Origin of the sequence: Rhizobium sp. RM (assembly GCF_013390595.1) — a bacterium.
Lineage (GTDB): Bacteria > Pseudomonadota > Alphaproteobacteria > Rhizobiales > Rhizobiaceae > Agrobacterium.
The window spans coordinates 126902-151178 of record NZ_JACAWV010000006.1 but is presented as its reverse complement, the minus strand read 5'-3'; the positions used below and the strand labels follow the sequence as shown (position 1 = coordinate 151178).

Annotated in this window: 23 protein-coding genes and 1 tRNA gene; 17 read left to right on the top strand and 7 right to left on the bottom strand. The window is 57.2% G+C overall.

Translation table 11 applies throughout. The features are described 5' to 3' along the window. The first annotated feature begins 26 nt into the window (after positions 1-26). The 3 genes from HWX89_RS04580 (at position 27) to HWX89_RS04570 (ending at position 1566) form a co-directional block, all read left to right on the top strand. Positions 27-536: a redoxin domain-containing protein gene (locus HWX89_RS04580; protein ID WP_138793563.1), complete on the top strand. Its 510-nt coding sequence runs from the start codon at positions 27-29 to the stop codon at positions 534-536. Then, positions 533-1054: a DsbA family protein gene (locus HWX89_RS04575; RefSeq protein ID WP_138793564.1), complete on the top strand. Its 522-nt coding sequence runs from the start codon at positions 533-535 to the stop codon at positions 1052-1054. Before HWX89_RS04580 ends, HWX89_RS04575 begins: the two co-directional genes overlap by 4 nt. 275 nt (positions 1055-1329) lie before the next feature. Then, complete coding sequence (locus HWX89_RS04570; RefSeq protein WP_138793565.1) at positions 1330-1566, top strand: hypothetical protein; 237 nt, start codon at positions 1330-1332, stop codon at positions 1564-1566. 149 nt (positions 1567-1715) lie between these two features. Here HWX89_RS04570 and HWX89_RS04565 read toward each other — a convergent pair whose 3' ends face one another. From HWX89_RS04565 to HWX89_RS04555, 3 genes are read right to left on the bottom strand one after another with little or no spacing between them, the layout of a single operon-like run. Beyond that, positions 1716-3032 (bottom strand): c-type cytochrome, encoded by a 1317-nt coding sequence (locus tag HWX89_RS04565; RefSeq protein ID WP_138793566.1) that lies wholly within the window; start codon positions 3030-3032, stop codon positions 1716-1718. Between the two features lie 4 nt (positions 3033-3036). Further along, a complete protein-coding gene (locus tag HWX89_RS04560) occupies positions 3037-4806 on the bottom strand; it encodes a GMC family oxidoreductase (RefSeq protein ID WP_138793567.1) in 1770 nt (589 codons plus the stop codon). A 21-nt stretch (positions 4807-4827) separates the two neighbouring features. After that, positions 4828-5559 carry a gluconate 2-dehydrogenase subunit 3 family protein gene (locus tag HWX89_RS04555; protein ID WP_138793568.1) on the bottom strand — a complete coding sequence of 244 codons (732 nt, stop codon included), beginning with the start codon at positions 5557-5559 and terminating at the stop codon, positions 4828-4830. 371 nt (positions 5560-5930) lie between these two features. On the opposite strand from HWX89_RS04555, the gene HWX89_RS04550 reads away from it, so the two are divergent. After that, positions 5931-6956, top strand: a complete 1026-nt coding sequence (locus tag HWX89_RS04550) for a LacI family DNA-binding transcriptional regulator (protein ID WP_138793569.1) — start codon at positions 5931-5933, stop codon at positions 6954-6956. A 172-nt stretch (positions 6957-7128) separates the two neighbouring features. On the opposite strand, the gene HWX89_RS04545 is transcribed toward HWX89_RS04550, so the two are convergent. From HWX89_RS04545 to HWX89_RS04535, 3 genes are all read right to left on the bottom strand, one after another. Continuing rightward, positions 7129-7491, bottom strand: a complete 363-nt coding sequence (locus HWX89_RS04545) for a hypothetical protein (protein WP_138793683.1) — start codon at positions 7489-7491, stop codon at positions 7129-7131. A gap of 349 nt (positions 7492-7840) precedes the next feature. After that, a tRNA-Ser gene (locus HWX89_RS04540) sits at positions 7841-7930 on the bottom strand. Between the two features lie 197 nt (positions 7931-8127). Next, entirely contained in the window at positions 8128-9285 is a 1158-nt protein-coding gene (locus HWX89_RS04535) for an ROK family transcriptional regulator (protein ID WP_138793570.1), read from the bottom strand. Positions 9286-9475: 190 nt separating this feature from the next. On the opposite strand from HWX89_RS04535, the gene HWX89_RS04530 reads away from it, so the two are divergent. The 6 genes from HWX89_RS04530 (at position 9476) to HWX89_RS04505 (ending at position 15588) form a co-directional block, all read left to right on the top strand. Beyond that, positions 9476-10783, top strand: a complete 1308-nt coding sequence (locus tag HWX89_RS04530) for an extracellular solute-binding protein (RefSeq protein ID WP_138793571.1) — start codon at positions 9476-9478, stop codon at positions 10781-10783. 71 nt (positions 10784-10854) lie between these two features. Next, positions 10855-11745 (top strand): carbohydrate ABC transporter permease, encoded by an 891-nt coding sequence (locus tag HWX89_RS04525; protein WP_138793572.1) that lies wholly within the window; start codon positions 10855-10857, stop codon positions 11743-11745. A 3-nt stretch (positions 11746-11748) separates the two neighbouring features. Beyond that, on the top strand, positions 11749-12666 hold the full coding sequence (locus tag HWX89_RS04520; RefSeq protein ID WP_138793573.1) for an ABC transporter permease subunit: 918 nt from the start codon (positions 11749-11751) through the stop codon (positions 12664-12666). A gap of 3 nt (positions 12667-12669) precedes the next feature. Further along, positions 12670-13794 carry an ABC transporter ATP-binding protein gene (locus HWX89_RS04515; protein ID WP_138793574.1) on the top strand — a complete coding sequence of 375 codons (1125 nt, stop codon included), beginning with the start codon at positions 12670-12672 and terminating at the stop codon, positions 13792-13794. Positions 13795-13939: 145 nt separating this feature from the next. Continuing rightward, entirely contained in the window at positions 13940-14770 is an 831-nt protein-coding gene (locus tag HWX89_RS04510) for a glycerophosphodiester phosphodiesterase family protein (protein WP_138793575.1), read from the top strand. After that, positions 14767-15588: an inositol monophosphatase family protein gene (locus tag HWX89_RS04505; RefSeq protein WP_138793576.1), complete on the top strand. Its 822-nt coding sequence runs from the start codon at positions 14767-14769 to the stop codon at positions 15586-15588. Before HWX89_RS04510 ends, HWX89_RS04505 begins: the two co-directional genes overlap by 4 nt. A gap of 35 nt (positions 15589-15623) precedes the next feature. Here HWX89_RS04505 and HWX89_RS04500 read toward each other — a convergent pair whose 3' ends face one another. Next, the gene (locus tag HWX89_RS04500; protein WP_138793577.1) at positions 15624-16376 is read right to left on the bottom strand and encodes a FadR/GntR family transcriptional regulator; all 753 of its coding nucleotides are present in this window, start codon (positions 16374-16376) and stop codon (positions 15624-15626) included. A gap of 453 nt (positions 16377-16829) precedes the next feature. Here HWX89_RS04500 and HWX89_RS04495 point away from each other — a divergent pair, with 453 nt between their 5' ends. The 7 genes from HWX89_RS04495 (at position 16830) to HWX89_RS04465 (ending at position 24223) form a co-directional block, all read left to right on the top strand. Continuing rightward, a complete protein-coding gene (locus HWX89_RS04495; protein ID WP_138793578.1) occupies positions 16830-17303 on the top strand; it encodes a RidA family protein in 474 nt (157 codons plus the stop codon). A 37-nt stretch (positions 17304-17340) separates the two neighbouring features. Continuing rightward, complete coding sequence (locus HWX89_RS04490; RefSeq protein ID WP_138793684.1) at positions 17341-18081, top strand: amino acid ABC transporter ATP-binding protein; 741 nt, start codon at positions 17341-17343, stop codon at positions 18079-18081. A gap of 10 nt (positions 18082-18091) precedes the next feature. Next, positions 18092-18760: an amino acid ABC transporter permease gene (locus HWX89_RS04485; RefSeq protein ID WP_138793579.1), complete on the top strand. Its 669-nt coding sequence runs from the start codon at positions 18092-18094 to the stop codon at positions 18758-18760. A gap of 9 nt (positions 18761-18769) precedes the next feature. Beyond that, a complete protein-coding gene (locus tag HWX89_RS04480; RefSeq protein ID WP_138793580.1) occupies positions 18770-19420 on the top strand; it encodes an amino acid ABC transporter permease in 651 nt (216 codons plus the stop codon). A 41-nt stretch (positions 19421-19461) separates the two neighbouring features. Beyond that, on the top strand, positions 19462-20307 hold the full coding sequence (locus HWX89_RS04475; RefSeq protein ID WP_138793581.1) for a transporter substrate-binding domain-containing protein: 846 nt from the start codon (positions 19462-19464) through the stop codon (positions 20305-20307). A 172-nt stretch (positions 20308-20479) separates the two neighbouring features. Further along, positions 20480-22570 carry a hydantoinase/oxoprolinase family protein gene (locus HWX89_RS04470; RefSeq protein ID WP_138793685.1) on the top strand — a complete coding sequence of 697 codons (2091 nt, stop codon included), beginning with the start codon at positions 20480-20482 and terminating at the stop codon, positions 22568-22570. A gap of 15 nt (positions 22571-22585) precedes the next feature. Beyond that, positions 22586-24223: a hydantoinase B/oxoprolinase family protein gene (locus HWX89_RS04465; RefSeq protein ID WP_138793582.1), complete on the top strand. Its 1638-nt coding sequence runs from the start codon at positions 22586-22588 to the stop codon at positions 24221-24223. Positions 24224-24277 lie beyond the last annotated feature (54 nt).

The window sequence follows — 24277 nt, the reverse complement described above, 5'->3', positions numbered from 1 at the left end:
ATGTGGGCCATAGGAGAAATGAAATCATGTCTGAACATAACGCTAGCAAGGCACTTTCGGCGGGAACCCGCGCTCCCGCATTCAGCCTGCATTCGACGCCGGACCAGACTGTAGCGCTGGAGGATCTTCAGGGAGCGCCGGTCATCTTGGCCTTCTATCCGGCTGACTGGAGCCCGGTCTGCGGTGACCAGATGGTGCTCTACAATGCCGCACTTCCGGCGTTTCACGCTCGTGGCGCACAACTCATCGGCATTTCCGTGGATGGCGTGTGGTGCCACGCGGCATTTGCCGCAGCCCGCAACCTGCATTTCCCATTGCTGGCCGATTTCGAACCGAAGGGCGAGGTCGCGCACCGATACGGAGTCTACCGGGATGCGGACGGAATAACTGAACGCGCCTTGTTTGTGATCGATGCCGACGGTGTCATTCGCTGGAGTTACGTTTCTCCTCTCGGCATCAACCCCGGTGCCGATGGTATTCTTGACGCACTTGATGCCATCGCTGCCGTTCCTTCGCTGCAGGAGATAAACGCATGAGCCGGCTCACTATTCCCGTGAATGAATACGACCATGTCCAGGGCTCACGCTCCGCCGCCGTTACGCTGGTGGAATATGGCGACTATGAGTGCCCCTATTGCGGCGAGGCCTATCCTGTTCTCAAGGCTGTCCAGAGCGCTATGGGAGACGAACTGCTGTTCGTATTCCGCAACTTTCCTTTGGCCGAGATGCATCCGCATGCCATGCGTGCCGCCGAATTTGCCGAGATAGCGGCGAGCCACGGACTTTTCTGGCAGGCCCACGACCTTCTATACGAGAACCAGCAGGCCCTGACGGATGGAGATCTGCGCCGTTATGCCGACGTTTTGGGTTTTCCATCTTCGGACACCGCACAGATCCTGGCGCGTCGTTTCGACCGCAAGATCGAGGATGATTTCCAAGGTGGTCTCAGAAGCGGTGTGAACGGCACACCGACCTTGTTCATCAATGGCCTGAGGTATAATGGCCCGCGCGATGTCGAGAGCCTGGTCACGGTTCTCAGGCAGGCGGCTCGCTGAAGTTTCCGGGCCCCGTGCGATATGCTTCCCATGTTTAAGCCCAGTAGCTGCGACAGATACATGTGGTTGGATAGGAACTATCCTTACTCCACAGCGTTTGCATCACAGGAGTTTCACTGTGTCAAACGGACATGACAGCGCCGAAGAACATCAGGATTTTTCCGTTTTCTCCTGATGGCCAACGAAACGGCAGACGAGCTTCTTACCTGTCCAGTGTACTCCGTCCCTCTTCAGGGACTATTTCGTCACCAAATTCGTTGTCGGGAGGCTTTGATATGGAAATGACACAGACACGCCGGCTCGCCGAAGAATACCTGAGGCTCGGGGGCACGAGGCAAGTGATGATTGACGATGACAAGACGTTCGTGCGTCAGTATCAGGACGACCCACCAGCCGCCAAGGCGTTCTGGCTGGAGAACATTGCCGGGTTGGATGAGGACACTTTGGAAGACGTCGAGTTCTTTCTTCCTTCAGTCAATTCGGATGCGAAACCGCAGAGCGATAAGCACTGATGTCTTGACTAGCTAGCCTGTGATCAGTGCAGACGAAAATGCCATTGCCGCCTGCCAGATCAATCGTGTTGGTCGATCGCTCCCCAGCCGTGTGACGTTCAAGGCTGGGGTGATTATTTGTTGGGCGATCAGGTGGTTCACCTCTTTGCTCAGGGCGTCGACATTTTCTGGTGTGCCTTCAGGAATGTCCGAAGCCGGCCGACATCCTCTTCCTGAACAGGGGATGCTGCATTGCCCCAGGAATTGCGAACGTAATTCAGCAAGGTGGCGATCTGGACATCGTCCATTTTCCAGTCGAATGCTGGCATGCCGGCCGCTGTCTGGCGATCGTGCGTATGCGGAGCACGAGCACCCTGGAGCATGGCATGGATCAGACTGGTGGCATCGGCTGACAGCAGACCATGATTATCCTTGAAAGCGGGTACCATACCCTCGATGCCTTCGCCCTGCAGTCCGTGGCATGCAGAGCAGTTGACCTCATAGGCGAGCGCAGCCGTCTGCATGGCCGTCGTATCGGTCGGCATCGGCCTTGCAGCCTCTGTCGGAGAGGGCGGAAGCGACTTGAGATAAGTACCCACCGCGCGCGCATCGGCCTCGGTGAAATATTGCGTCGAATGCTCAACGGCTTCCGCCATCGGACCTGCGGCAACCGCGATACCGTCGGCGCCTGTCCTCAGGTAATTTGCGATGTCCTCGACAGTAGACGAACCAAGCCCGACATGGGGATTGGACGTCAGGTCCGGGGCGTACCACGCGCCGATGTTGCCACCCTGCAGATAAGCCGAGCTCATTTCCCCGCCGAGCGGGTTACGGGGCGTGTGGCAGGCGGCGCAGTGGCCGGGACCGTCGACGATATATTTGCCGCGGTTCCAGGCCTCATCCTTCACAACATCTTGCTCGAAACCGGAATTGTCGAAGAAAAGCATGTCCCATCCGGCCATCGCCAGTCGGATGTTGAAGGGGAAGGGCATGCCGGCATTCTCGTCGATATCGTTTTTCACCGGCTTGACCGTTGACATGTAGGCCCACAGATCATGCACGTCCTGATCGCTCAGTTTTCGATAGGCGGTGTATGGCATGGCCGGGTAAAGCAGGCCATGCTGACCGATGCCCTGCCGCACCGAATTGAAGAAGTCGCGTTCGGTCATGTTGCCGATCCCGGTTTCCGGCTCCGGCGTGATGTTGGAGCTGACCAGCGTCCCGAACGGCGTCTTCATGTTGTAGCCGCCGGCAAACCTGCCACTCTCGCGGGTATGGCACGCCGAGCAGTCGGCCAGCCGCATCACATATTCGCCACGCTTTATGGCTTCGGCGTCTGTCGATTTGAAATCGGCCAGCCGCACGCTGTCGTCGGCAACGCCGGACGCGGATGTTTCGAGGCTGGTCCAGGCCCAGAACCCTGCGCCCGCTGCCGCGATAACGGCAACGATCGCCAAGCCGCCACCGATTTTTTTCCAGTTTGCCATGATCTTATCCCTTCACCAGCGGGCCGGGGTTGTTCACATAGGTCTGATGGATGGCCTGCGCGGCGCGGACCGCGAGCGCGCCGACGGTGACCGTCGGGTTGTAGCCGCCGTTCATCGGGAAGGCGGACGCGCCGACGACGAAGACGTTGTGAACGTCCCAGCTCTGCAGGAAGGGGTTAAGCGCCGAGGTGGTGGGATCCGCTCCCATAACCGCGCCACCAATGGTGTGCGAGGAATGCTGCATGTAGGGGTTCCAGCTGTGCTCAGCCTGGTTGTCGACGATGATGTCCTGACCACCGGCTTCGCGCATGATCTCGATGGAACGATCCACCGTGTACTTCAGCATGTTTTTGTCATTCTGGTTCCAGTCGAAGGTCAAGCGGAGAAGCGGCTGGCCATGGCGATCGCGATAGGTTGGATCGAGGTCGAGATACGCGTCTCGAACAGGCATCGAGGTACCCTGGATGAAGATGCCCGCGCCCTGATTGTAGTCGCGTGCGTAAGCTTCCTTCCAGGCGGAACCCCAGCGCTTCGAGCCCGGGCGCAGGTTGTTCATGTTCTGGATCGGCCGGCCATTGGTGGAGTAGCCCATGATCCCGGCGCCGCCGATGAAGTCGAGTTTGGAATGGTCGAAGTTGTCGCCATTGAAATCATCAATCTGCACCGCCAGCGCACCGCCACCGATGAACGGATTGATATATTTGTCCGGGAAGAAGGCATTGACCGTACCGCAGGTCTGATAGGTGTAATTGCGACCCACCGTGCCCTTGCCGCTGACTGGATCATATTGTTCACCAATGCGGGAGAGCAGCATCAGGCGGACGTTGTCCATCTGATAGGCCGTGATTACGACTATATCGGCTGGTTGAAAGCCTTCCTGACCTTCTTTGGTGACGAACTTCACACCTTTGGCGGTCTTGCCGTCATCATGCTTGACGGCATGTAGGACTTCAGTCTGCGTAAGAAGCGTGAAGTTCGATCGGCGCATCAATGCCGGCAGGATACAGGCCTGCGGCGACGATTTGGAGAAGTTGCCGCAACCATGGAAATCGCAGAAGCCACAATAGGTGCATGGCCCCATAGTGACGCCGAGCGGGTTCACATAGGCCTGACTGATATTGCCGGCGGGAATGGTGAAGGGGTGATATCCCAAACGGTCTGATGCCTCGCGAAATTCGCGCATCCAGAACGTGTCCTTGAGGGGCGGGGTGGGGTAATCGCGGTTTCGTGGTCCTTCGAAAGGATTGCCGCCTGGTTTTATGTCGCCATTGAGGTTGCCGGCGATGCCCGATGTACCGGCGATGCGCTCGAACCGGTCGTAATAGGGCTCCATATCTTTGTAGGTGACACCCCAGTCCTGCAGTTGCAGACCATCGCCTTTGGCAGCGCCGTAACGCTCCCGGGTCTGGGTGGCGATTTCGAAGTCCCAGGGCGTAAAGCGCCAGGACATGCCTGCCCAATGGGTGCCGGCGCCGCCGACATTCCAGCCAAATTGATAAGCCGACCAATTGCGAACCGGTGCTGCCGTCTGGTCCATGCTGTTGCGGAACGTCGTCGTCTCGACGCTCATCGGCTGCAGCAGTTCGCGGCGCGTATGCCAGCGTAGTTCGTCAGGATCGACAGCAGGTGGAAAATCGGTGGAGGTGTCTCGCCACGCACCGCGTTCGATGGCAACCACGTTAAGGCCAGCGCGTGTCAGTTCTTCGGCCATGATTGAGCCGGACCAGCCGAGCCCACAGATGACCACATCCGCCTTGGGACGTTCTATCGTCATTATTTTTCTCCTGAAGGGATATCAGTCGTTGGGGATCAGGCTGACCGGAACGAGGTTCAGGTTCTCGCCGCGTCGATCGACATAGGGCCGGTAATCGTAGCGGGCGCCTGGGAAGCCAATCATCTTCCAGCCCGCCATGTCACGGTTTCCGCCGTAAATCGGGTCAGCCAGATAGCCTTCACGGGCGTTTTGCAGCATGAGTTCGAAGAACGACTTGCCGTGCACACCATCAGGAAGTTCGATGCGACTTTCTTCCAGGCCCGTCAAAATCTCATCGATGCGATCCGCTGAAAGCGCATGGAAGGCAATGCCATCAGTGGCCTGTGCATAGGTTTCAAGAGCCTTGAGGCCCGCTTCATAACGCTGCCGTGGCGTCTGGGTAAACTGCGGCGACCCCATGATCGCTTCTTCATTCTCAGGCTTTACCGGGCCTTCGAGATAAAGGGCGCGCCCTTCGCCATAATGTCCGGCGAGTTGGTCATCCAAAAACTCAAGACAGCCCGCTTCGGTGGCAGATGGCCCGAACGTGTCGCTCGGAAGCAGGCGGTCGAACACAGCGGCGAGCGTGCGGCGATCGTTGTCCTGTGTGAACACTTGGAACGAGCCGCCTTTGATGGCGGGCTTCGGAAGATGGTCAGGTGACATTGCTGTCTGTGCGGGAAAACCCTTGAGTTCAGCGGCGGTCGATGGCGAAACAAGTGCCGACGTCGTCACTGCGGCTCCGAAGGAGCGAAGCAGGTCTCTACGCTTCATGGAAAAATCCTTTCGTTATTCAAACGGTCGAAAAGACAAGTGGGTTTTTTCGCGCGCCGGAAAGGACGCGCGGTGAAATCGACCGCGGCTGTGTTTGGGCTAACTTATGAGCGAGGACAGAAAAGCATTTTGGATAGAGCACCTAAGGTTCGTTGCTTCCTGCGCTAGATCGACGCACGGCGTGTGGCAAGATGTCCAAAATTGACATTTGCATAATCCCTCACAATGAGGGTCGTGATGGCTTTCTAATGCCCTCAAAATGATGGGTTTTGACGAAGCGACGCTGATCACGCAGTTAGTGCATCAACGAGTTTGACGCTTCGATGGACCGGTCATAAGAAGCGGCACCACCAACTAAAAAGGTTTCACGAGTGTCCCGGCATAAAACAATCGATGATCTCGCCCGAGAATCGAGAGTTAGCGTTTCCACGATCGATCGTATTCTCAGTGGCCGAGGGCAGGTTAAACCCTCGACGATGGAGCACGTTCTCGCTGTTGCAGAACATATCGGATTCTATGGCGTAGAGACGATCCGCAACAGGCTGCTTGGCGATGCGCCGGAGCGGCGCTTCGGTTTTCTTCTTAACAGTCGAAGCAGGCTGCTTTACTCTGAGCTTGCTCAGGAATTGACGGAAATTGTCAGGAAAACCGTTGCGGTGAGAGGCCATTTCGTTGTGAGCCATCTCACCGATACCGATCCGGACAGAGCGGCCGATGCTCTCGTGGAACTTGGCAAGGAATGCGATGCGATCGCCTGCGTATGCATCGATCACCCGGTGGTCAGTGCTGCAGCAGATGAACTCGCGCGGCGTGGGATACCCGTCGTGGCAATGATCTCGGATATCTCGTCACCCGCACGTGCTGGCTTTGTTGGGGCAAATGACCATCAACTCGGGCGCACTGCAGGCTGGTTTGCTAACCGGCTTGCCCGCCCGGGCAAGGCGGTCGTTCTCGTGGGATCTGAACGGTATACCTGTCAGCAACAGGCCGAGGCGAGTTTCAGAAGCTTTCTCAGAACGCAAACCACTGCGCTTGAACTCTTGAACACCAAGAGCACCGAAGAGTCCGATGAAACAGCCGAAAGGGTCACATTGGAACTGCTCAAAGAGCATTCAGGCCTTTCGGTCCTTTTTGCTGCCGGCGGTGGGATCGATGGCATATGCGCTGGCATTGAAAAGAGCGGGAGGAATGACATTACGCTGATTGGATGCGAAATGACGAGAAGTACGCGCAGCCGCGTTACCTCTGGCGAAATCGATGTTCTCCTTGTTCACCCTGTCGTTGAAATTGCCCATCAGGCAGTCCGCGCTATGATCAAGGTGTTGACGACGGCAGGACCACATCCCGCCTTCCAATCAATCCTCCCGTTCAACGTTGTCGTCAGTGAAAACTGTTGATCCACCCCGCCGAAGTCTCGCCGGACGACATCCATCTTGTTGTGAAGGTGTGGTCATCGCTGCGATTGACTATAAACAGCCGCGATTCTAGCGGCTGTTTTTTGTAGCAATCAGGCCGGCCAGAAGATCGCGCTAACGGCCCTATTTCTGGCAGGGAGCCACGCTGGGCAATTCACGCTTCGACTGGTTCGCGAACGTCATCCATGAGGAAATGCACGATGACGTAGTTCGTCGTGTATTTGTGACCGCTATCGGATATATTTTCGACAGCGCCACCATCGGCGGGATGCCATTTTTGGTAATGGGGATTGTTGGCGATGAGTGTGATCGCCTTGCCCGAAAACTTGCCGTCCAGCCGGTAGCGGGCCTCTGCGAGAGGCCAAATCTTTTCGAAATCCTGCTGGCTGATCCGGGCTTTCAGGGCTTTTCTCGATGTCGCTTTCCCAGGCGAGCCATCTTCGTGTGCCACCGGTGGAATATTCAGGTCTACCTCTTCCGCGCCGTCTAGCAGAAAGGCAAATTCGTCTGGCCACATTCGTCTCACGTATCGCTCCTCCCAAAGCTAACCGTCCAATAGCACCGTCATGATAGCGTCTTAGCCACAAGAGGCAATGGCCAGATGTTGTCGTTTATATCGATCACGGAAACGCCGTCGATTGAGCAGTGATTTTGATATCCCGCGTTTGGCGGATAGGATGACAGCCAATGCACTGACGTTCTTAACGCGTTTCAGCCTCTATGCCGTTATGCGAGAGCTATCGGCTAAGTCAGTCGATCAACGGATGGCCTGTGCCCTCACCGTAAGTTCGTGCGGCAGATGGAAAAATCTTTGCGACCATGCCGTGAATCAGATTAGTTTGGAAATTACGCCTTAGCGTTTATTATGGCGGAGAGGGTGGGATTCGAACCCACGATACGGTTGCCCGTATGCCGCATTTCGAGTGCGGTGCATTCGACCACTCTGCCACCTCTCCGCGGGCACAACGCTTGCGTCGTGCGGGCCCCTCTTAAACATCAATAGCGAGACTGACAAGGGGTATTTCATCTCTGCGTCACAAATTCTCGTCGCTCATGGAAATGTTTCTGTGCCATGCCGATTTCCATCGCCGCCAGCAGGCGAGGCCGTTGTTTTGACGGTGAATGCATTGGCGCCGAGATGTCTGGGTCGCTGCTAATAGAATGTTCGGCGGAAGGGCATGATGGCGGCGCCGATGGCTGGAGCGTCGGTTGCAATTTCCGATACAATCAGCTTAGGTCCGGGACGGTGGACGCCATATCGTGGGCGGTCGAAGAGTTTCGATCTGTCGATCATCATGCGGGCGAGGTCTGGGGGGATCTGGCCACCAAATACGATCGCTTGTGGATCGATCACGGCGCGGATGGCATTGATGAGGCGGTTATAGGCCGGTGTCGTTTCTTCCAGCCATTCGTTGACGCCTGGCCAGTTCCGATCGAAGTTTCGGCGCATGTAGTGGATCGAGGGCACGTTGATGCCGTTTCGGTTCAGCCGGTCGATCAGATATTGGAGCGCCGGGCGACGTTCCGATTCTTCCGCGTCGAACATGCCGGAGAATTCGCCTGCATTGCCGTTGCCGCCCTGCAGAAGTTCTCCATCGCTGATGACGCCGCCGCCAAAACCGTAGTTGAAACTCAGATACGCGAAGTGCCGGATGAATCGGCCAGCCCCGAACATGGATTCGGCTATCGCACCCGACTTGCCGCCATTGATGACCCATGCCGGCCGGTCGAACAGGTCGGCGATGAGTGGCCCAAGCTCGATTAGCGACCATTCATGCAGAGGAAGCGGCGCATTATGGCGGGTGCCATCGATATGGTAGCCGGCGATGGCAAAGCCGGTCCCGAAGAAATTTTCGTCCTTGAGGTCGTTTTGCCTTTGCAGGTCTCTTACATGCTGTTTCACGAGCTGTAATGCCTGGCTCATGGTTGTTTCGCGTAGCGTTACTTCGCGCTCGCCCAGGGTCTTTCCGGCGAAATCCGTAATGCAAATGCCAATGACATCCGTGTTGACCGAGATGCCGCAGGCATAAGCATGCGCCCCGTTCAGGCGCAGCATCGGGCTTGGCTGGCCGCGGCCCATTCCCGGTTTGGCCGAGCCCAGCAATATAATTCCACGGTCCGATAGCTGGTCGAGGATGCGATGTACGGACTGCTGGGTGAGATCCGTATGGCCGGTGATTTCCGAACGCGAGATTCCCGGATTTCGCCAGATGAGCTGCAGCAGCCGCCGTTCATTGGGAGATACAACATCCACCTCGCCCGCACGGCGAAAACGCTCGGGGATCAGGGCTTCTGCGCTATAGGCTCTCATTACCGTCAAAGCCTTACCCATAAAGTGTATTTTATATCATACGTTCAGTCGTGTTGATTTCAGCACTTATAGCCAAAGTTGTGTGTTTTCAAGCGTATTGCTTTGTCATCTAATTGTTACACGTAAAGTGTAGTAATCCGCCGTCGCAGGCAGGGCCAGATAGGCTCGCCGCAAAATCAGCGAGGGCATGATGAAAAAGTTCACTTTGGCGGCGACTGTCGCACTTCTCGGCTGTGCCAGCGCGGCGCAGGCCACCAATATTGAGTTCTGGTATGGCAATACTGGCCCTGTCGAGACTGCAATTAAGGCGCAGTGCGATGCCTTCAACGCGGGGCAGAGTGAGCACAAGGTCAATTGTGTGGGGCAGGGTAGCTATGAAGTGTCGATGCAGAAAGCGATCGCCGCCTATCGCGCCAAGAACCATCCGGTTCTCATCCAGTTTTTCGATGCTGGCACTCTGGACCTTATGTTATCCGATGCTGTCGAGCCCGTGCAGGATCTGATGCCTGATGTGAAGTGGGATAATTACATCGGCGGCGCGCGCGCCTACTACGAAACATCCGCTGGCAAGCTGTTCGCACAGCCCTACAACTCTTCGACACTTCTGTTCTACACGAACAAGACGGAACTGCAGAAGGCGGGCGTCATGCAGACGCCGACGAACTGGGAAGAGGTTATCGACGCAGCTCGCAAGCTGAAAGCTGCCGGCCATGCATGCCCCTTCGTTACGGATGGCGACACCTGGCGTGTGCTGGAGCAGTTCTCGGCGCGTCACGGTCTGCCGATTGCGACCAAGCACAATGGTTATGATGGCCTCGATGCTGAATATGTCATCAACACGACCTTTGCCGCCAAGCATCTCGCCAATCTCGTCGAGTGGCGAAATGAAGGGCTCGTCAGGCTGGATGCCGACACCAAGGCCGGTAAATATGCAGCGGCATTCAATGCCGGCGAATGTGCGATGATGGAAGGTTCATCAGGCTCATACACCGCCGCCGCCAAGGCGTTTGAGGGCAAATACGAACTGACGGTCGATATGGCGCCAATGTACAAGGGCTACGAGCGTCACAACACCTTTGTCGGCGGTGCGTCCATCTATGTCATGAAGGGGCATGACAAGGCCGAGATCGAAGCGGCCAAGTCGTTCCTCGACTTCCTGCGTCGCCCTGAACAGCAGATGTTCTTCACCGCGGCGACCGGCTACGTCCCGGTGACGACGGACGTCGTTGATGAGATTGCCAAAAGCAACGAGGCAAATTCACCCAAATATGCCACTGCGAAGGTTGGTGTGGCGTCCATGGATCAGCCCTCGACGCCAGATACACGTGGCATTCGCCTCGGTTTCTACGTCCAGTTCCGCGAAGTCTTCATGGAAGAGACGCAAAAAGCCTTCGCAGGACGGCAGACCATGCAGGTGGCGCTCGATAACGCCAAGACGCGTGGCGACCAGTTGCTGCGTCGGTTCGAGCAGACCTACAAGGGTAAGACGTTGCCTTGATCCAAGCCTAGCATCCGCGGTGTGGGGCGCAGTGCCGTCCCGCACCTGTCTCCTGTTCTGGGACTTTTTCCATGTCGTCGGATTCTTTCCTGTTCAGCAATCGCTGGCTGCCTATCCTGTTGGTGGCGCCCCTGATGTTGCTGATCCTGCTGTTTTTTTACGTGCCTGTTTTTCAGGCCTTTTACTGGTCCTTTTACCTGGAACAGCCGTTCGGCGGCGGTTCGCAATTCGTTGGATTCGAGAATTTCTCCCGCGTCCTGTCTGACCCGGAATTCTGGATTGCCGGCTGGCGGACGATCATCTTCATGTTGTCGGCATCGTCCCTTGCCGTTGCGGTGCCGTTGATGCTGGCAATCGCCGCCGACCGCAAGATCCGCATGTCGCTGCCGGCGCGCAACATTCTCGTCTGGCCAAAGGGTATCGCTGGTGCTTCGATCGGCGTTGTCTTTGCCTTCATCTTCAATCCGTTTGTCGGCATCATGGCGCCGCTCAACGGACTGTTTCCCGGTCTTTGGAACCCGGGTATCGATGGCACGGATGCCTTTATCACGCTGGTGGCGGCACATGTCTGGAGCGGAATTCCATTCAATTTCGTCATCCTGCTTGCCGGCCTGCGGTCCATTCCACACACCATGTATCAGGCTGCAGCAATGGATGGCGCTGGTCCATGGCGGCGTATCGCCGATGTGCAGCTTCCTCTCATCATGCCGCAACTGTTTCTGACGTTCGTTCTGGAATTTACCGAAAGCATCACGTCGGTCTTCGCCCTGATCGACACGATCACCGGTGGCGGCCCGGGCGGCTCCACGACCCTGATGGTCTACAAGATCTACGTCGACGGTTTCAGGGGCTATGACCTCTCAGGTGCCTCCACGCAGACCGCGATCCTCATGGCCTTCGTCATTCTCATCGCGGCCTGCCAGTTCCTCTTCATCGGCCGACGCATCAACTACGAGCGCTGAAAAATGATCGAGAACGCACGCTCCATCAACATCGTTGCCAGCATCCTGCTGTTCATCGGGATCGTCTATATTGTCGGACCGCTTTATCTCACGCTGTCTACTGCCTCGCAGTCCTATGAATTCCTGCTGCGCAACGGGCTTGCCTGGTATCCGGGTGGCGAGTTTTTCACCAATGTCGGCAAGGTCATCAAAGACACGCGCATCCCGGTCCAGATGCTCAATAGCCTGATCGTGGCTTTCTCCAACGCCTTCGCCACGTGTGCGCTGTCGTTCCTGTCGGCCTATGCGATCGTCTATTTCCGCGTACGGTGGGCAGGGGTGATATTTGCGCTGATCCTTGCAACGATCATGCTGCCGCTCGATATTCGTGTGATCACCACATATCAGGTCGCGTCCAACGTCTTTTCCCCGCTCAATGCGGTGCTGGATGTGACTGGCCTTAATACCCTCATCGCCAGCATGTTCGGCGCACCGGTGCATCTCGAACTCAGCGTGCTCAATACGCATTTGGGCCTGGTCGCGCCATTGGTGGCGCATGGAACGGGTACCTTCCTGTTTCGACAGTTTTTCATGACGCTGCCCAAGGATCTGTTCAAGGCGGCGCGCATGGATGGGGCAGGGCCGATCCGTTTTCTGTTCGATATTCTTCTGCCGCTTGCCCGCACCAGTGTTGCCTCCCTGTTCGTCCTGACCTTTCTCAGCGGCTGGACGCAGTATCTGTGGCCGCTGGTGGGCGCTTCTACGCCGGACATGCAAACGGCGGTGGTGGGCCTTGCCCGCCTAGTGCCCGACAATGATGGGCAGGTTCCAGATTACCCGATGATTATGGCCGGTGCCGTACTCGTATCCCTTATTCCCCTTTCGATGATCGCACTTTTGCAGCGCTTTCTCGTTCAGGGCCTCGTTCTCTCGGAGAAATGACCAATGACCGCGATTGCTAAAGGTGCCGCAGCGGCTGATATCGAACTCATGGGGGTCACCAAGGCCTATGATGCCAAGACGGTCGTCATTCCGCCACTTGATGTGGCCCTGCGACCGGGCGAGTTTACCGTTGTTCTGGGTCCGTCCGGCTGCGGCAAGTCCACACTTTTGCAGATGATCGCCGGCCTTGAGCGGGTCAGCGGTGGCAAGATCATGATCGGTGGACGCGAGGTCCAGGATCTGGAGCCCAAGCATCGTGGTTGTGCCATGGTGTTCCAGAACTATGCGCTTTATCCGCATATGACTGTTGCGCAGAACATGGCCTACAGTCTCAAGGTCGCAGGCGTTTCGAAGACCGAGCGCGCACAGCGGGTTGCCACTGTCGCTAAGACTCTTGGCCTTGCCGATCTGCTTGCCCGCAAGCCAAGCCAGCTTTCGGGTGGGCAGCGCCAGCGTGTCGCAATCGGACGGGCGATCATTCGCGAACCAGGCGTCTTGCTGTTCGATGAGCCTCTTTCCAATCTTGATGCGCAGTTGCGTCACGATATGCGTGTCGAACTCGCTGAACTGCATCGCCGCATCGGCGCAACCAGCGTCTTCGTCACCCATGATCAGGTGGAGGCGATGACATTGGCCGATCGCATCCTCATCCTGAACAAGGGTCGAGTTGAGCAGTTCGGCACGCCGAAGGAAATCTATCATCACCCAGCATCGGTCTTCGTCGCGAAATTCATCGGTGCACCGCCGATGAACGTTCTCAACGTAACGGGTGATGGCACAACGTTGCGCCTACCGGACGGGCAGGCGGTGGCGAGTTACGACGGTAAAGGCAATTTCCAGCTGGGCATCCGCCCGGAGGATGTTGTCGTCATATCAGGCGGTTCTCTCAAAGCGGAAATTCGCTACCGCGAGGATCTTGGTTCGCACGAGATCATCGAGGCGGATCTGGCCGGTCAGCAACTGCGCATTGCGACCCCGTTCGGCGCGGAAATTGGTGCACTGTCGACACTATCCCTGTCGTTCTCAGTCGAGCGCCTGCATCTCTTCGACGGGGAAACCGGTCGTGCCATTCCCGGTGCCCTGAAGCCGGTGGAAATCGTGCGCGAAGGCATCAAGGAATATCACTGAACCATAGTTTTCGCCCTGCTTTCTCGCGGTCATCGCGCGAAAGCGCGGCGGCCCGATGCTCGCGATAGCTGCCGCAGGCTGACGAAGCGTCGTGGATCAAACCTTCTTTTCAGGCTGTCGCCTGGACATTTCCAAGGAAAACAAAATGACGCATTACCAGGACTACATCGCCGATCCCAAGCGCGCTCCTGCCATCGTTGCCCATCGCGGTGCCTGGCGCGGGGCGCCTGAAAACAGCCTTGCCGCAATCGAGCGGGCGATTGCTGTCGGTGCCAATATCGTTGAGCTCGATATTCGCAAAAGTGCTGATGGCGAACTGTTCATCATGCATGACGATACGTTGCTACGTATGGCTGGTATCGATCGCGACGCAGAAACTTTCACCATGGCGGAATTGCAGGCCATTGCGCTCCGCGAAGATGATGGCGGGGAAGGCCGGGCAGTGTCCGATCAGCGCATCCCGACCCTGAAGCAGGCGCTGGAGATCATTCGCGGCCGTATCTTTGCCGATCTCGATCTCAAGGATCGCGGTCTTTTCCCGGAAGTCGCTGCTTGTGCGCGGGCGATGCAGGCAACGTCTTATGTCGATCTGAAAACACGCGTCATGACACGCGATGAACTGGATTGGGTACAGGATCAGAACATCGACGGCGTACCGTTCATGGCCATGGCCAAATTCACTGCCGGCGAGTTTCACGACACCATGGCGCTTCTCTCGGAAATCAAACCCTTCATGTGCGAGATGCGTTTCGATCGCATCGAAACGATTGTGGAAAATCGGGATCTCTTCCGTGAAGCCAATATGGCTCTGTGGATCAACACGCTCGATCAGGTTGGAAGCGGCGAATGGCGGGATGACAAGGCGATGATCGACCCGGATAGCATCTGGGGCCGTTTGATGGATGCCGGTATCAGCGTTTTTCAAACGGATCAGCCGGAAGCCCTCAAGGTCTATATCGAGGCGCGGCAGGCATGAAAGCCGTTAGTGACGAACTCATGTCTGCGTTGATGGACGATATGCGTGACGTGGCAAAGGCTGAGATCATGCCGCGTTTTCGCGGCGTCACCGCTGACGCCATGCGCGCCAAGACGGTGGCCGATGACCTCGTCACGGACGCGGACATCGCGGCAGAAAAGAGTCTGAGCGCACGGCTGACCGCGCGCTTTCCGGGCATTGCGATCATTGGCGAAGAAGCTGTGTCTGACGATGCATCCGTTCTGTCGCGGCTTGCAGCGGCCGATCTTGCCGCAGTAATTGATCCTGTCGATGGCACCTGGCACTTCGCTCACGGCACCCCGATGTTCGGCAGCATCCTCGCCATCGTTTCCGGTGGCGAGACCATAGCAGGTCTTATCCACTACCCTGTGCTCGGCGATTTTCTGGTGGCCCGTCGGGGGTATGGTGCCTGGCACGTGGCTCTGGATGGCAAGCAAACACGGCTATCGGTTGCTGCACCGACACCGCTTGAGGAGATGCATGGTTTCATTCCATTGCACATGTTCGAGCCGGACCGGCGCGAAAAGCTTGCCACTCGCGTGCTGAACTTTCTGCGCGTCACGACATGGCGTTGCTCGGCATGGGAATATCGCATGCTGGCAACCGGTGCGATGAGCTTTTGCCTCAATGAAAGCCTGAAGCCCTGGGATCACGCAGCAGGTGTTTTGATCCATGCCGAAGCGGGCGGACATGCTGCGACCATGGAGGGCGAGACGTACAGACCAACCATGACGGGCGGCCATCTTCTGGCGGCACCTGATGCGGCGTCGTGGAATGCGATCAGGACTTCACTCTGATGCTGCCGAGAGAGGGGCGGGTCTCCAACGGCCCGTCACTCCTCTCGGGCAACATTGCTGAGAGGTGAGGTTCCCCCATCTGAAAAGCCGCGATAGCGCAAATGGCTCCGGTTCAAATGCGCACGCATTGCTTCGCGTGCCTTTTCTGAATTGCCGGTGCTGATCGCCTCACAGATCGCGCGATGCTCGACGACAGTGTTCTGAACATAATCAGGTGTGATGAGGGCAGGGTTCAGCGCTTTGGAAAAGGCGGGCTGCGGCAGAATTTGCAGGCTCATCAAACTGAAGAACTCAATGAACGCTCCGTTGTTGGTCGCCTCGGCAATCGAACGGTGAAATACAAAGTCGAGATGATCAAGCGCTGATTCATTCTCGAGCGAGGCTTCGAACTCACGCGCAGCGTTCCAGATATTCGATTCCTGCGCCCAGGAGCGCCTGACGGCTGCAAGCCCTGCAGCATGGACCTCGAATGCCATTCGCAACTCGAGCAGGTCCATGAACGACGTCTTGAGGCGGGAGAGCGGTGCAAGCGCGGTATCGGCATCGAATGTGCCGGGTTCTTCGGGAATGATGCGCTGCGCATCTTTCACGAACACGCCGACACCATGTCGTGCCTCGACAACTCCGTCAGACCGCAATGCCGCGACCGCCTCACGGATGACCGTTCTGCTGACGCCGAACTGCTGGGATAAATCGTTCAGCGAACCCAGCTTGAAGCCGTTTTCCAGTCGGCTGTCGCTGATGTGCGTTTTTAATGCCTGTATGGTCCGGCCCGTTAGCGTATCCAAAAGTCACCCATGTCGTTTGTTGCCTCCTCCGGCACTCATCTCATGCGGACAAGGTAGCATGACTTGCCACAGTGATGCTACCTCATTGGTAGGTTTTCCCGCATAAAGAGTGCGCACACTTGCTCGAAGTGTGTTGTTTGCGCCCGTTTGGATCGCGATTTCCAAGAGGTTCAAATGAAAAAAATTATGACCTCTTTTGAGATTCGACGGGAGATTATCGAGGTCTGATAATTAAAACTGTATAATATCATAATCTTACGATTGGTCCTGATCGATTTTTTCAAAGAGATAGTATCTCTTGTTTTTGTATTGACAGGAGGTACTATTTCAATAATGTTCAGTTCCAGAAAAAGCGATCCAGCGATCGACCTGACCTGACGGGAGGGATGACGACTGGCTCCGGGAACATGGTCCGCGCAGTCCGCGCGTTCAAAAAGCAAATGGAAAGCTGCTATGGCTGGTGTCGCCTCACGACTCGCCGAGCTGGGTATCGTATTGCCTTCGATTGCCCCAGCTTCAGGAAACTACATTCCGTACAGGCTTGTCGGAAATCTCGTTTTTGTATCGGGCCAGATCCCCAGGATCGACGGCGTTGAGCATTATGTCGGCGTCGTTGGTCAGGATATCTCTCCTGAAGACGGTTATCAGGCTGCCCGCCTTTGCGCGCTCAATCTTGTGGCGCGGTTGAATGAGGCTGTTGAAGGCGATCTCGAGCGTGTTGTCGCCTGCGCCCAGCTTCGAGGTTTCGTGAACGCTCCGCCAGATTTCAAGGGCCATCCGGCCGTGATCGACGGCGCCTCTGATCTGCTTGTCGAGATATTTGGAGACAAGGGGCGCCATGCCCGTACGGCGCTCGGTGCCGGATCGTTGCCGCGTGGATCGTCTGTCGAGGTCGACGCCATATTCGAAATCGCACCAAAAGCTTGAGAACAAAAAGGGGAAACTGGCCATGAACCGGTCCAGCATGTCGGAAAAAACCATTGAGATGATCGGCGTCAACAAGTGGTATGGTCCACTGCATGTCCTCAAAGGCATTGACCTCAACGTCGCTCGGGGTGAGCATATTGTGCTCTGCGGCCCGTCCGGCTCGGGAAAGTCCACACTGATCCGCTGTATCAATCACCTGGAGGAAATCCAGGAAGGTACAATTGTCGTCAACGGTACCGAGCTTGGGCATAAGGGCAACAATGCCGATCACATTCGCCGCGATGTCGGCATGGTTTTCCAGCAGTTCAATCTTTTCCCCCATCTGACCGTTCTTGAAAACTGCATGCTGGCGCAGCGCCGGGTTCGCAAGGCATCTGTCGCCGAGGCAAAGGATAAGGCGATGCGTTACCTCGAGCGGGTGCATATCGCAGAACAGGCTCAGAAGTACCCGGCGCAATTGTCCGGTGGCCAGCAGCAGCGCGTGGCGATTGCCCGGGCGCTGTGCATGGATCCCAAGATCATGCTGTTCGATGAGCCAACCTCAGCGCTAGACCCGGAAATGGTCAAGGAAGTGCTCGATACGATGATTTCGTTGGCGGACGACGGCATCACCATGATCTGTGTGACGCATGAAATGGGTTTCGCACGCGCTGTCGCGCACCGCGTCATCTTCATGGATCGTGGCGAAATCATCGAAAGCGCCAAGCCGGACGTGTTCTTCAGCAATCCGAGCCACGAGCGGACCAAGACGTTCCTCAGCCAGATCCTCAATCACTAAGGAGCGGCCGATGAATTATACATTCGATTTCGCTCCCGTCTTTGCCGCCTGGCCCATCTTTGTCGATGGCGTGGTTGGCACGCTGAAGATGTCGTCCCTGTCGATGATATTCGGCTTGAGCCTCGGTATCGTGTTCATGTTGATGCGCATGAGCCAGCAGCCCACTTTGCGGGCCATCGCCATCGGTTACATCGAACTGATCCGCAACACGCCGATCCTTGTTCAGGTGTTCTTCGTTTTCTTCGGCATGCCGGCGATCGGCATCCGGTTGAGCGGCGAGCAGGCGGCGATCCTTGCCATGACGCTGAATTGCGCGGCCTATGCGGCGGAGATCGTTCGTGGCGGTGTCCAGTCCATTCGCGCCGGCCAGGTCGAGGCGGGCCGAGCGCTCGGCCTTCACACCATCGACATTTATCGTTTCATCGTCTTTCGCCCGGCAATACGGGCGGTGTACCCGGCGCTTTGCAGCCAGTTCATCCTGTTGATGCTGAACTCGAGCCTGATGTCTTCGGTTTCCGCGGAAGAACTGACCTACTTCGCACAGACGCTGGATTCCCAGACCTTCCGCAGCTTCGAGATCTATCTCGCCCTCGGCGTCATCTATCTGGTGCTTTCGCAGTTCTTCTCCGTCGCTCTCGGCATGATTGGCCGGGTCTATTTCTCCTATCCGGTAAAGTGAGGCAACGCGATGATCCGTCAATTTGGTTGGGGAGAATTCCTGTTCCTGCTGGAAGGCGCGCGTTGGACCGTTGTCCTGTCGCTTCTGGCTTTTACTGTCGGTGGCGCGCTAGGGCTCGCCGTGGCGCTCGGGCGTACCAGCAAATGGAAGATGCTGCGCATCCTGATGGCTGCCTACATTCAGGTGTTTCAGGGAACACCGCTGCTGATACAGCTTTTCTTCGTCTATTTCGGCCTGCCGCTGCTTGGCTTCAAGGTTGATGTCTGGGTGGCGCTGACAATTGGCTTGTCTTTGCACACCAGCGCATTTCTCGGCGAAATCTGGCGTGGCAGCATTCAGGCCGTCCCTGATGGACAAAGCGAGGCGGCACGTGCCCTCGGCATCAGTTACGCTCACCGCATGGTCGACATCGTCCTGCCGCAGGCGTTTCGCATCGGCCTGCCAGCGACCATCAGCTTCCTCGTCAACCTGGTTAAAGGAACTGCGCTTGCAGCATTGCTGGGTCTGACGGAATTGACCCGCTCGGGCCAGCTTATGGCGAACATCACCTTCCAGCCGTTGCAGGTCTACGGGGCGGTCGCACTCATCTACTTCCTCATCTGCATACCGCTGACCTACTGCAGCGCACGGATCGAAAGGCGTCTGAACGCCGCTCGGTAAAACAAGAACGCATGACAAAAAACCAACCCAGAGGTGACCACATGTCCAATACAGCATTGACCCCTTCGCGTTCGAAAGTCGTCAGCGGCCTTGCCGCCATGCTTTTCGCCGCAACGTCCTTTGCAACCGCCGCGCTGGCCGTGACGCCTGAGGAACTTAAGGCCAAGGGCACGGCGACAATCGGCGTACAGATGGATCAGTTTCCATGGGGTTTCATCGATCCGAAGGGCCAGAATGACGGCTTCGATATCGAGATCGCAAAGATGATTGCCAAGGAACTCGGCGTCGAGGCGAAGTTCGAGCGCATCACCGGCCAGAACCGCATTCCTCTGCTGGTCAATGGCAACGTCGATTTCCTCGTGCCGTCCATGACGATCACCGAGGAACGCGCCAAGGTCATCCAGTACGTCATTCCCTACTCGTCGAACGACATCACTGTCTGGGGCAAGAAGGACGCGGCGATCAAGGCAAACGAGGATCTCGGAAAGTTTGTGATCGGCGTCAATCGCGGCAGCGCCTTCGATCCTCTGCTGGTCAAGGTCGCGCCGCCGAACACCGAAATCAAGCGTTTCGATGATGATGCGACGACGGTGCAGGCGCTTCTATCCGGTCAGGTTGATGCGATCCTTGGCAGCATCACTTACGGCCTTGTTATCAAGCAGGCCGGTTACGATGCCCAGTTCGAGCGCAAGTACAAGGTCTCCGACAATTTCCAGGGTATGGCTGTACGCAAGGGTGACGAGGAGATGCTCGCGTTTCTCACGGATTTCGTGACCAAGCACACGGCTGATGGCTCGCTCGACGAACTTTACAAGAAATGGATCGGCGTTGATCGCGCCAAACTCCCGACAACCCTGCCAGGTGTCGATTTCACCGGCAAGCAATAACGACCAAGACCTGCGCGGCCGCTGACACCGCCGCGCAGGGCACCCGAAAATCAACAACTGAAGAGCTTTGGCCTCCGTCGCAACGCGTGCGGAGAATGCCCCCGGCATGTCGAAAATTGAGCTTTCGCAAGGCCGGCGCATCAACAGCTCGCTTATGGAGCATAGTCAAGAAATGGCGAAAGATGGCAAGCAGATCAGGGTCGGTGTCGATATCGGTGGCACCTTCACCGACGTTGCGATGGAGGTAGGCATCACTCTCCATTCGATCAAAGTTCTGACCGATTATTCCTATCCTGAAAACGCGATCGTCAAAGGTATTCGCCAAGTGGCAGACGTTGCCGGCGTGGATCTGTCCGAGATCGATACGATCATTCACGGCACCACGCTTGCGACCAACGCGCTGATTGAGCGACGCGGAGCGCGCACGGCTTTCATCACCACCAAGGGCTTTCGCGATGTCATCGAGATGCGCACGGAAAGCCGCTTCGAGCAGTATGATCTGAATATCGTCCTGCCGGCACCACTCGTCCCGCGCAATGAGCGTTTCGTCATCGACGAACGTATCGGCGCTGATGGCTCGGTGCTGAAGCCGCTCGACCTTGCCGAAGTGGACGCACTTTGCGACCACATCATCGCCGCCGGTTACGAAAGCGTGGCGATCGGCTTTATCCATTCCTACCTGAACGGAGCGCATGAAATCGCGGTTCGCGATCGGCTTCTGGCCAAGAAGCCCGATATTTCGGTATCGGTTTCGTCGGAAGTGTCTCCGCAGATGCGTGAGTTCCAACGGTTTAATACCGTCTGCGCCAACGCCTTCGTCAAGCCGCTGATGGCGTCCTATTTGAACCGCCTTGTCGGTCGCCTGACGGAAGAGGGGACACGTTGCCCGGTCTTCATGATCCACTCCGGTGGCGGCATCATCAGCGTCGAAAGCGCCATTGAATTCCCTGTCCGCCTTCTGGAGTCCGGTCCGGCCGGTGGTGCAATCTTCGCTGCCCATATTGCCAGCAGCTATGGTCTCGATCAGGTTCTCTCCTATGACATGGGTGGCACCACTGCCAAGATTTGCCTGATTGAAAAGCAGACACCCAAGACCTCGAAAACCTTCGAAGTGGCGCGTACCTGGCGCTTCAAGAAGGGCAGCGGCATGCCGATTTCCATTCCGGTCATTGAAATGGTCGAGATCGGTGCAGGCGGCGGCTCCATCGCCACCATCGACAGCATGCGTCAGATCCGCGTCGGGCCGCACAGTGCCGGTTCCGAACCAGGCCCGGCCTGCTACGGCCGTGGCGGTGAGAACCCGACAGTCACCGATGCGGACCTGATCCTTGGCCGACTTGACCCGGATGAGTTTGCAGGTGGTGCAATGAAGCTCGACCGTCCGGCCTCCGACAAGGCCATGCAGACCGATATTGCTTCCAAGCTCGAGACCGACATTTCTACGGCTGCCTACGGGCTTAGTGAAGTCGTGGACGAGAACATGAGCAATGCCGCGCGTATGCATGCGGTGGAAAACGGCAAGGAACTCTCCGAATTCACCATGATCGCTTTCGGCGGTGCCGCTCCCATCCATGCCGCGCGCCTTTGCGAAAAGCTTGGCATGTCGGAACTGCTCATTCCGCCGGGCGCCGGTGTCGGCTCGGCCATCGGCTTCCTGCGCGCGCCGTTCGGTTTTGAATCCGTGCGCAGTGCCTATAGCCGCCTCAGCCGCTTCGAAGCCAGAGCGATCAACCAGACGATCTCGGATCTGATTGCTGAAGCAACTTCATTCGTCCGTTCCGGTGCTCCGGATGCCGACCCCGATCTCGAGTGCACGGCATACATGCGCTATGTTGGTCAGGGCTGGGAAGTGCCGGTGACGATTGCTGTCCGTGATTATGTCGATGCCGATGGCGAGGTGTTCCGCAACCTCTTCAACGAGCAATATGAGAAGTTCTTCGGCCGCGTGATCGACGGTCTCGACGTCGAAATCGTGAGCTGGTCGCTTCGCGCCACCTCAAAAGTCGCGCCACCCGACCGGATCGGCAAGACGGCAAAGGCCGGGGAAGCGAAAGCCCGCGGCACGCGCGAAATATTCGATGTTCAGGAAGGCCGCTTCCAGAACGCTGCGATTGTCTCCCGCAACGACATGAAGGCTGGCGACTGGGTGAGCGGGCCTGCCGTCATCACCGAACGCGAGACCTCAACCATCATCACCGCGAGCCGCGAAGTCATCATGCAGGCCGATGGCTGCCTGCTCGTACGCGTCAAGCAGAGCGCTTGAACGGAGGACAGACCCATGACAACCAACGCACTTTCCGAAGTCCACATGCAGATCATGTGGAACCGCTTGATCTCCGTCGTCGAAGAACAAGCCGTGACGCTTATCCGCACCGCTTTCAGCACCAGCGTCCGTGAATCGGGCGATCTTTCCGCAGGTGTATTCAACCGTGGTGGCAAGATGATTGCTCAGGCGGTGACCGGAACGCCCGGCCACGTCAACGCCATGGCGGAAGCCGTCGGGCATTTTATTCGCGATATCGGACCCGAAAACATCTTCGAAGGCGATGTCTACATCACCAATGACCCGTGGAAGGGCACAGGCCACCTGCACGACTTCACGGTGGTTTCGCCAAGCTTCCGCAACGGCGCACTGGTCGGTTACTTCGCCTGCACGGCGCACGTGGTCGACGTCGGTGGCCGAGGCTTCGGACCGGACGCGAACGAGGTGTACGAAGAGGGGATCTTTGTTCCCATCATGAAATTCGCGGAGCGGGGTAAGGTCAACAAGGATCTCGTCAATATTCTTCGCAACAATGTTCGTGAAAGCCACCAGGTGGTGGGCGACGTTTACTCACTCGCGGCATGCAATGAAATCGGCCATCGCCGTCTGATGGACATGATGGACGAATTCGATCTCGCGGATCTGGAAACGCTGGGCGAGTTCATTTTCAAACGCAGCTATGATGCGACCATAGAGCGTATCGCCGCGCTGCCGAAGGGCTCTTACTCCAACGTAATGCGCGTGGATGGATATGGCTCTCCGATCGACATCGCCGTGCGTCTTGAGGTCGCCGAAGATCACATCCTCGCCGATTTCGAGGGGACGTCGCCACCGAGCCCTAAGGGCATCAATTGCCCGATCATCTACTCGGCTGCCTACGCTTGCTATGGTCTGAAATGCTCGCTCGCACCTGAAATTCCAAACAATCACGCCTCATTGCTGCCGTTCCGTATGACGGCGCCGAAGGACTGCATTCTGAACGCGCAACACCCCGCACCGGTGTCCGTTCGTCACGTCCTCGGCCATCTCGTCCCGGATGCCGTGCTTGGGGCCGTGCACAAGATGCTGCCAGGACGCGTTCCGGCGGAAGGGGCGGGTGCTCTCTGGAACCTCCATGTCAGCGTGCGCCCGTTGCAAGGCGAAAAGGCGCCCGCAGATGGTGGCCAGCGCGCCGAAGTCCTGCTCTTCAATAGCGGTGGCGCAGGTGCCCGCTCGACCCTCGACGGCCTGAGTGCGACGGCATTCCCGAGCGGCGTTCATTCTATGTCTATCGAAGCTACAGAGCATGTCGGTCCGGTGATCTTCTGGCGCAAGGAGCTGCGCGACGGTTCTGGCGGTGCCGGGCAGTTCCGCGGTGGTCTTGGTCAGGTGGTCGAGATCTCTCCGACTGATGGTCACGAGATGCATTTCAACGCGATGTTCGATCGTATCGATCATCCACCACGCGGCCGAGAGGGTGGCGAAAATGGTGCTGCGGGTGCGGTGCTTCTCGATGACGGCACCCGTCTTGCGTCCAAGGGTCGCCAGCATGTGCCGGCGGGCCGGCGGCTGATCCTGCAGCTTCCAGGCGGTGGTGGTTATGGCCCGGTCGACAAGCGTGAGGCCGCTGCCGCCGAACGCGACAGTGCCTTCGACTACGTCATTTCGAAATAGTTCTCCCGGTGATGTCGGGCGAGACGAAAGCCTCGTCCGGCATCAAACTCACGT

Coding starts and splice junctions, on each gene's coding strand:
- HWX89_RS04490 (WP_138793684.1), top strand. CDS start 17,341: ATGTCGGAAAAAACCATTGAGATGATCGGCGTCAACAAGTGGTATGGT.
- HWX89_RS04470 (WP_138793685.1), top strand. CDS start 20,480: ATGGCGAAAGATGGCAAGCAGATCAGGGTCGGTGTCGATATCGGTGGC.
- HWX89_RS04555 (WP_138793568.1), bottom strand. CDS start 5,559: ATGAAGCGTAGAGACCTGCTTCGCTCCTTCGGAGCCGCAGTGACGACG.
- HWX89_RS04565 (WP_138793566.1), bottom strand. CDS start 3,032: ATGGCAAACTGGAAAAAAATCGGTGGCGGCTTGGCGATCGTTGCCGTT.
- HWX89_RS04545 (WP_138793683.1), bottom strand. CDS start 7,491: ATGTGGCCAGACGAATTTGCCTTTCTGCTAGACGGCGCGGAAGAGGTA.
- HWX89_RS04475 (WP_138793581.1), top strand. CDS start 19,462: ATGTCCAATACAGCATTGACCCCTTCGCGTTCGAAAGTCGTCAGCGGC.
- HWX89_RS04560 (WP_138793567.1), bottom strand. CDS start 4,806: ATGACGATAGAACGTCCCAAGGCGGATGTGGTCATCTGTGGGCTCGGC.
- HWX89_RS04505 (WP_138793576.1), top strand. CDS start 14,767: ATGAAAGCCGTTAGTGACGAACTCATGTCTGCGTTGATGGACGATATG.
- HWX89_RS04495 (WP_138793578.1), top strand. CDS start 16,830: ATGGCTGGTGTCGCCTCACGACTCGCCGAGCTGGGTATCGTATTGCCT.
- HWX89_RS04485 (WP_138793579.1), top strand. CDS start 18,092: ATGAATTATACATTCGATTTCGCTCCCGTCTTTGCCGCCTGGCCCATC.
- HWX89_RS04520 (WP_138793573.1), top strand. CDS start 11,749: ATGATCGAGAACGCACGCTCCATCAACATCGTTGCCAGCATCCTGCTG.
- HWX89_RS04515 (WP_138793574.1), top strand. CDS start 12,670: ATGACCGCGATTGCTAAAGGTGCCGCAGCGGCTGATATCGAACTCATG.
- HWX89_RS04535 (WP_138793570.1), bottom strand. CDS start 9,285: ATGAGAGCCTATAGCGCAGAAGCCCTGATCCCCGAGCGTTTTCGCCGT.
- HWX89_RS04525 (WP_138793572.1), top strand. CDS start 10,855: ATGTCGTCGGATTCTTTCCTGTTCAGCAATCGCTGGCTGCCTATCCTG.
- HWX89_RS04480 (WP_138793580.1), top strand. CDS start 18,770: ATGATCCGTCAATTTGGTTGGGGAGAATTCCTGTTCCTGCTGGAAGGC.
- HWX89_RS04570 (WP_138793565.1), top strand. CDS start 1,330: ATGGAAATGACACAGACACGCCGGCTCGCCGAAGAATACCTGAGGCTC.
- HWX89_RS04510 (WP_138793575.1), top strand. CDS start 13,940: ATGACGCATTACCAGGACTACATCGCCGATCCCAAGCGCGCTCCTGCC.
- HWX89_RS04575 (WP_138793564.1), top strand. CDS start 533: ATGAGCCGGCTCACTATTCCCGTGAATGAATACGACCATGTCCAGGGC.
- HWX89_RS04465 (WP_138793582.1), top strand. CDS start 22,586: ATGACAACCAACGCACTTTCCGAAGTCCACATGCAGATCATGTGGAAC.
- HWX89_RS04580 (WP_138793563.1), top strand. CDS start 27: ATGTCTGAACATAACGCTAGCAAGGCACTTTCGGCGGGAACCCGCGCT.
- HWX89_RS04530 (WP_138793571.1), top strand. CDS start 9,476: ATGAAAAAGTTCACTTTGGCGGCGACTGTCGCACTTCTCGGCTGTGCC.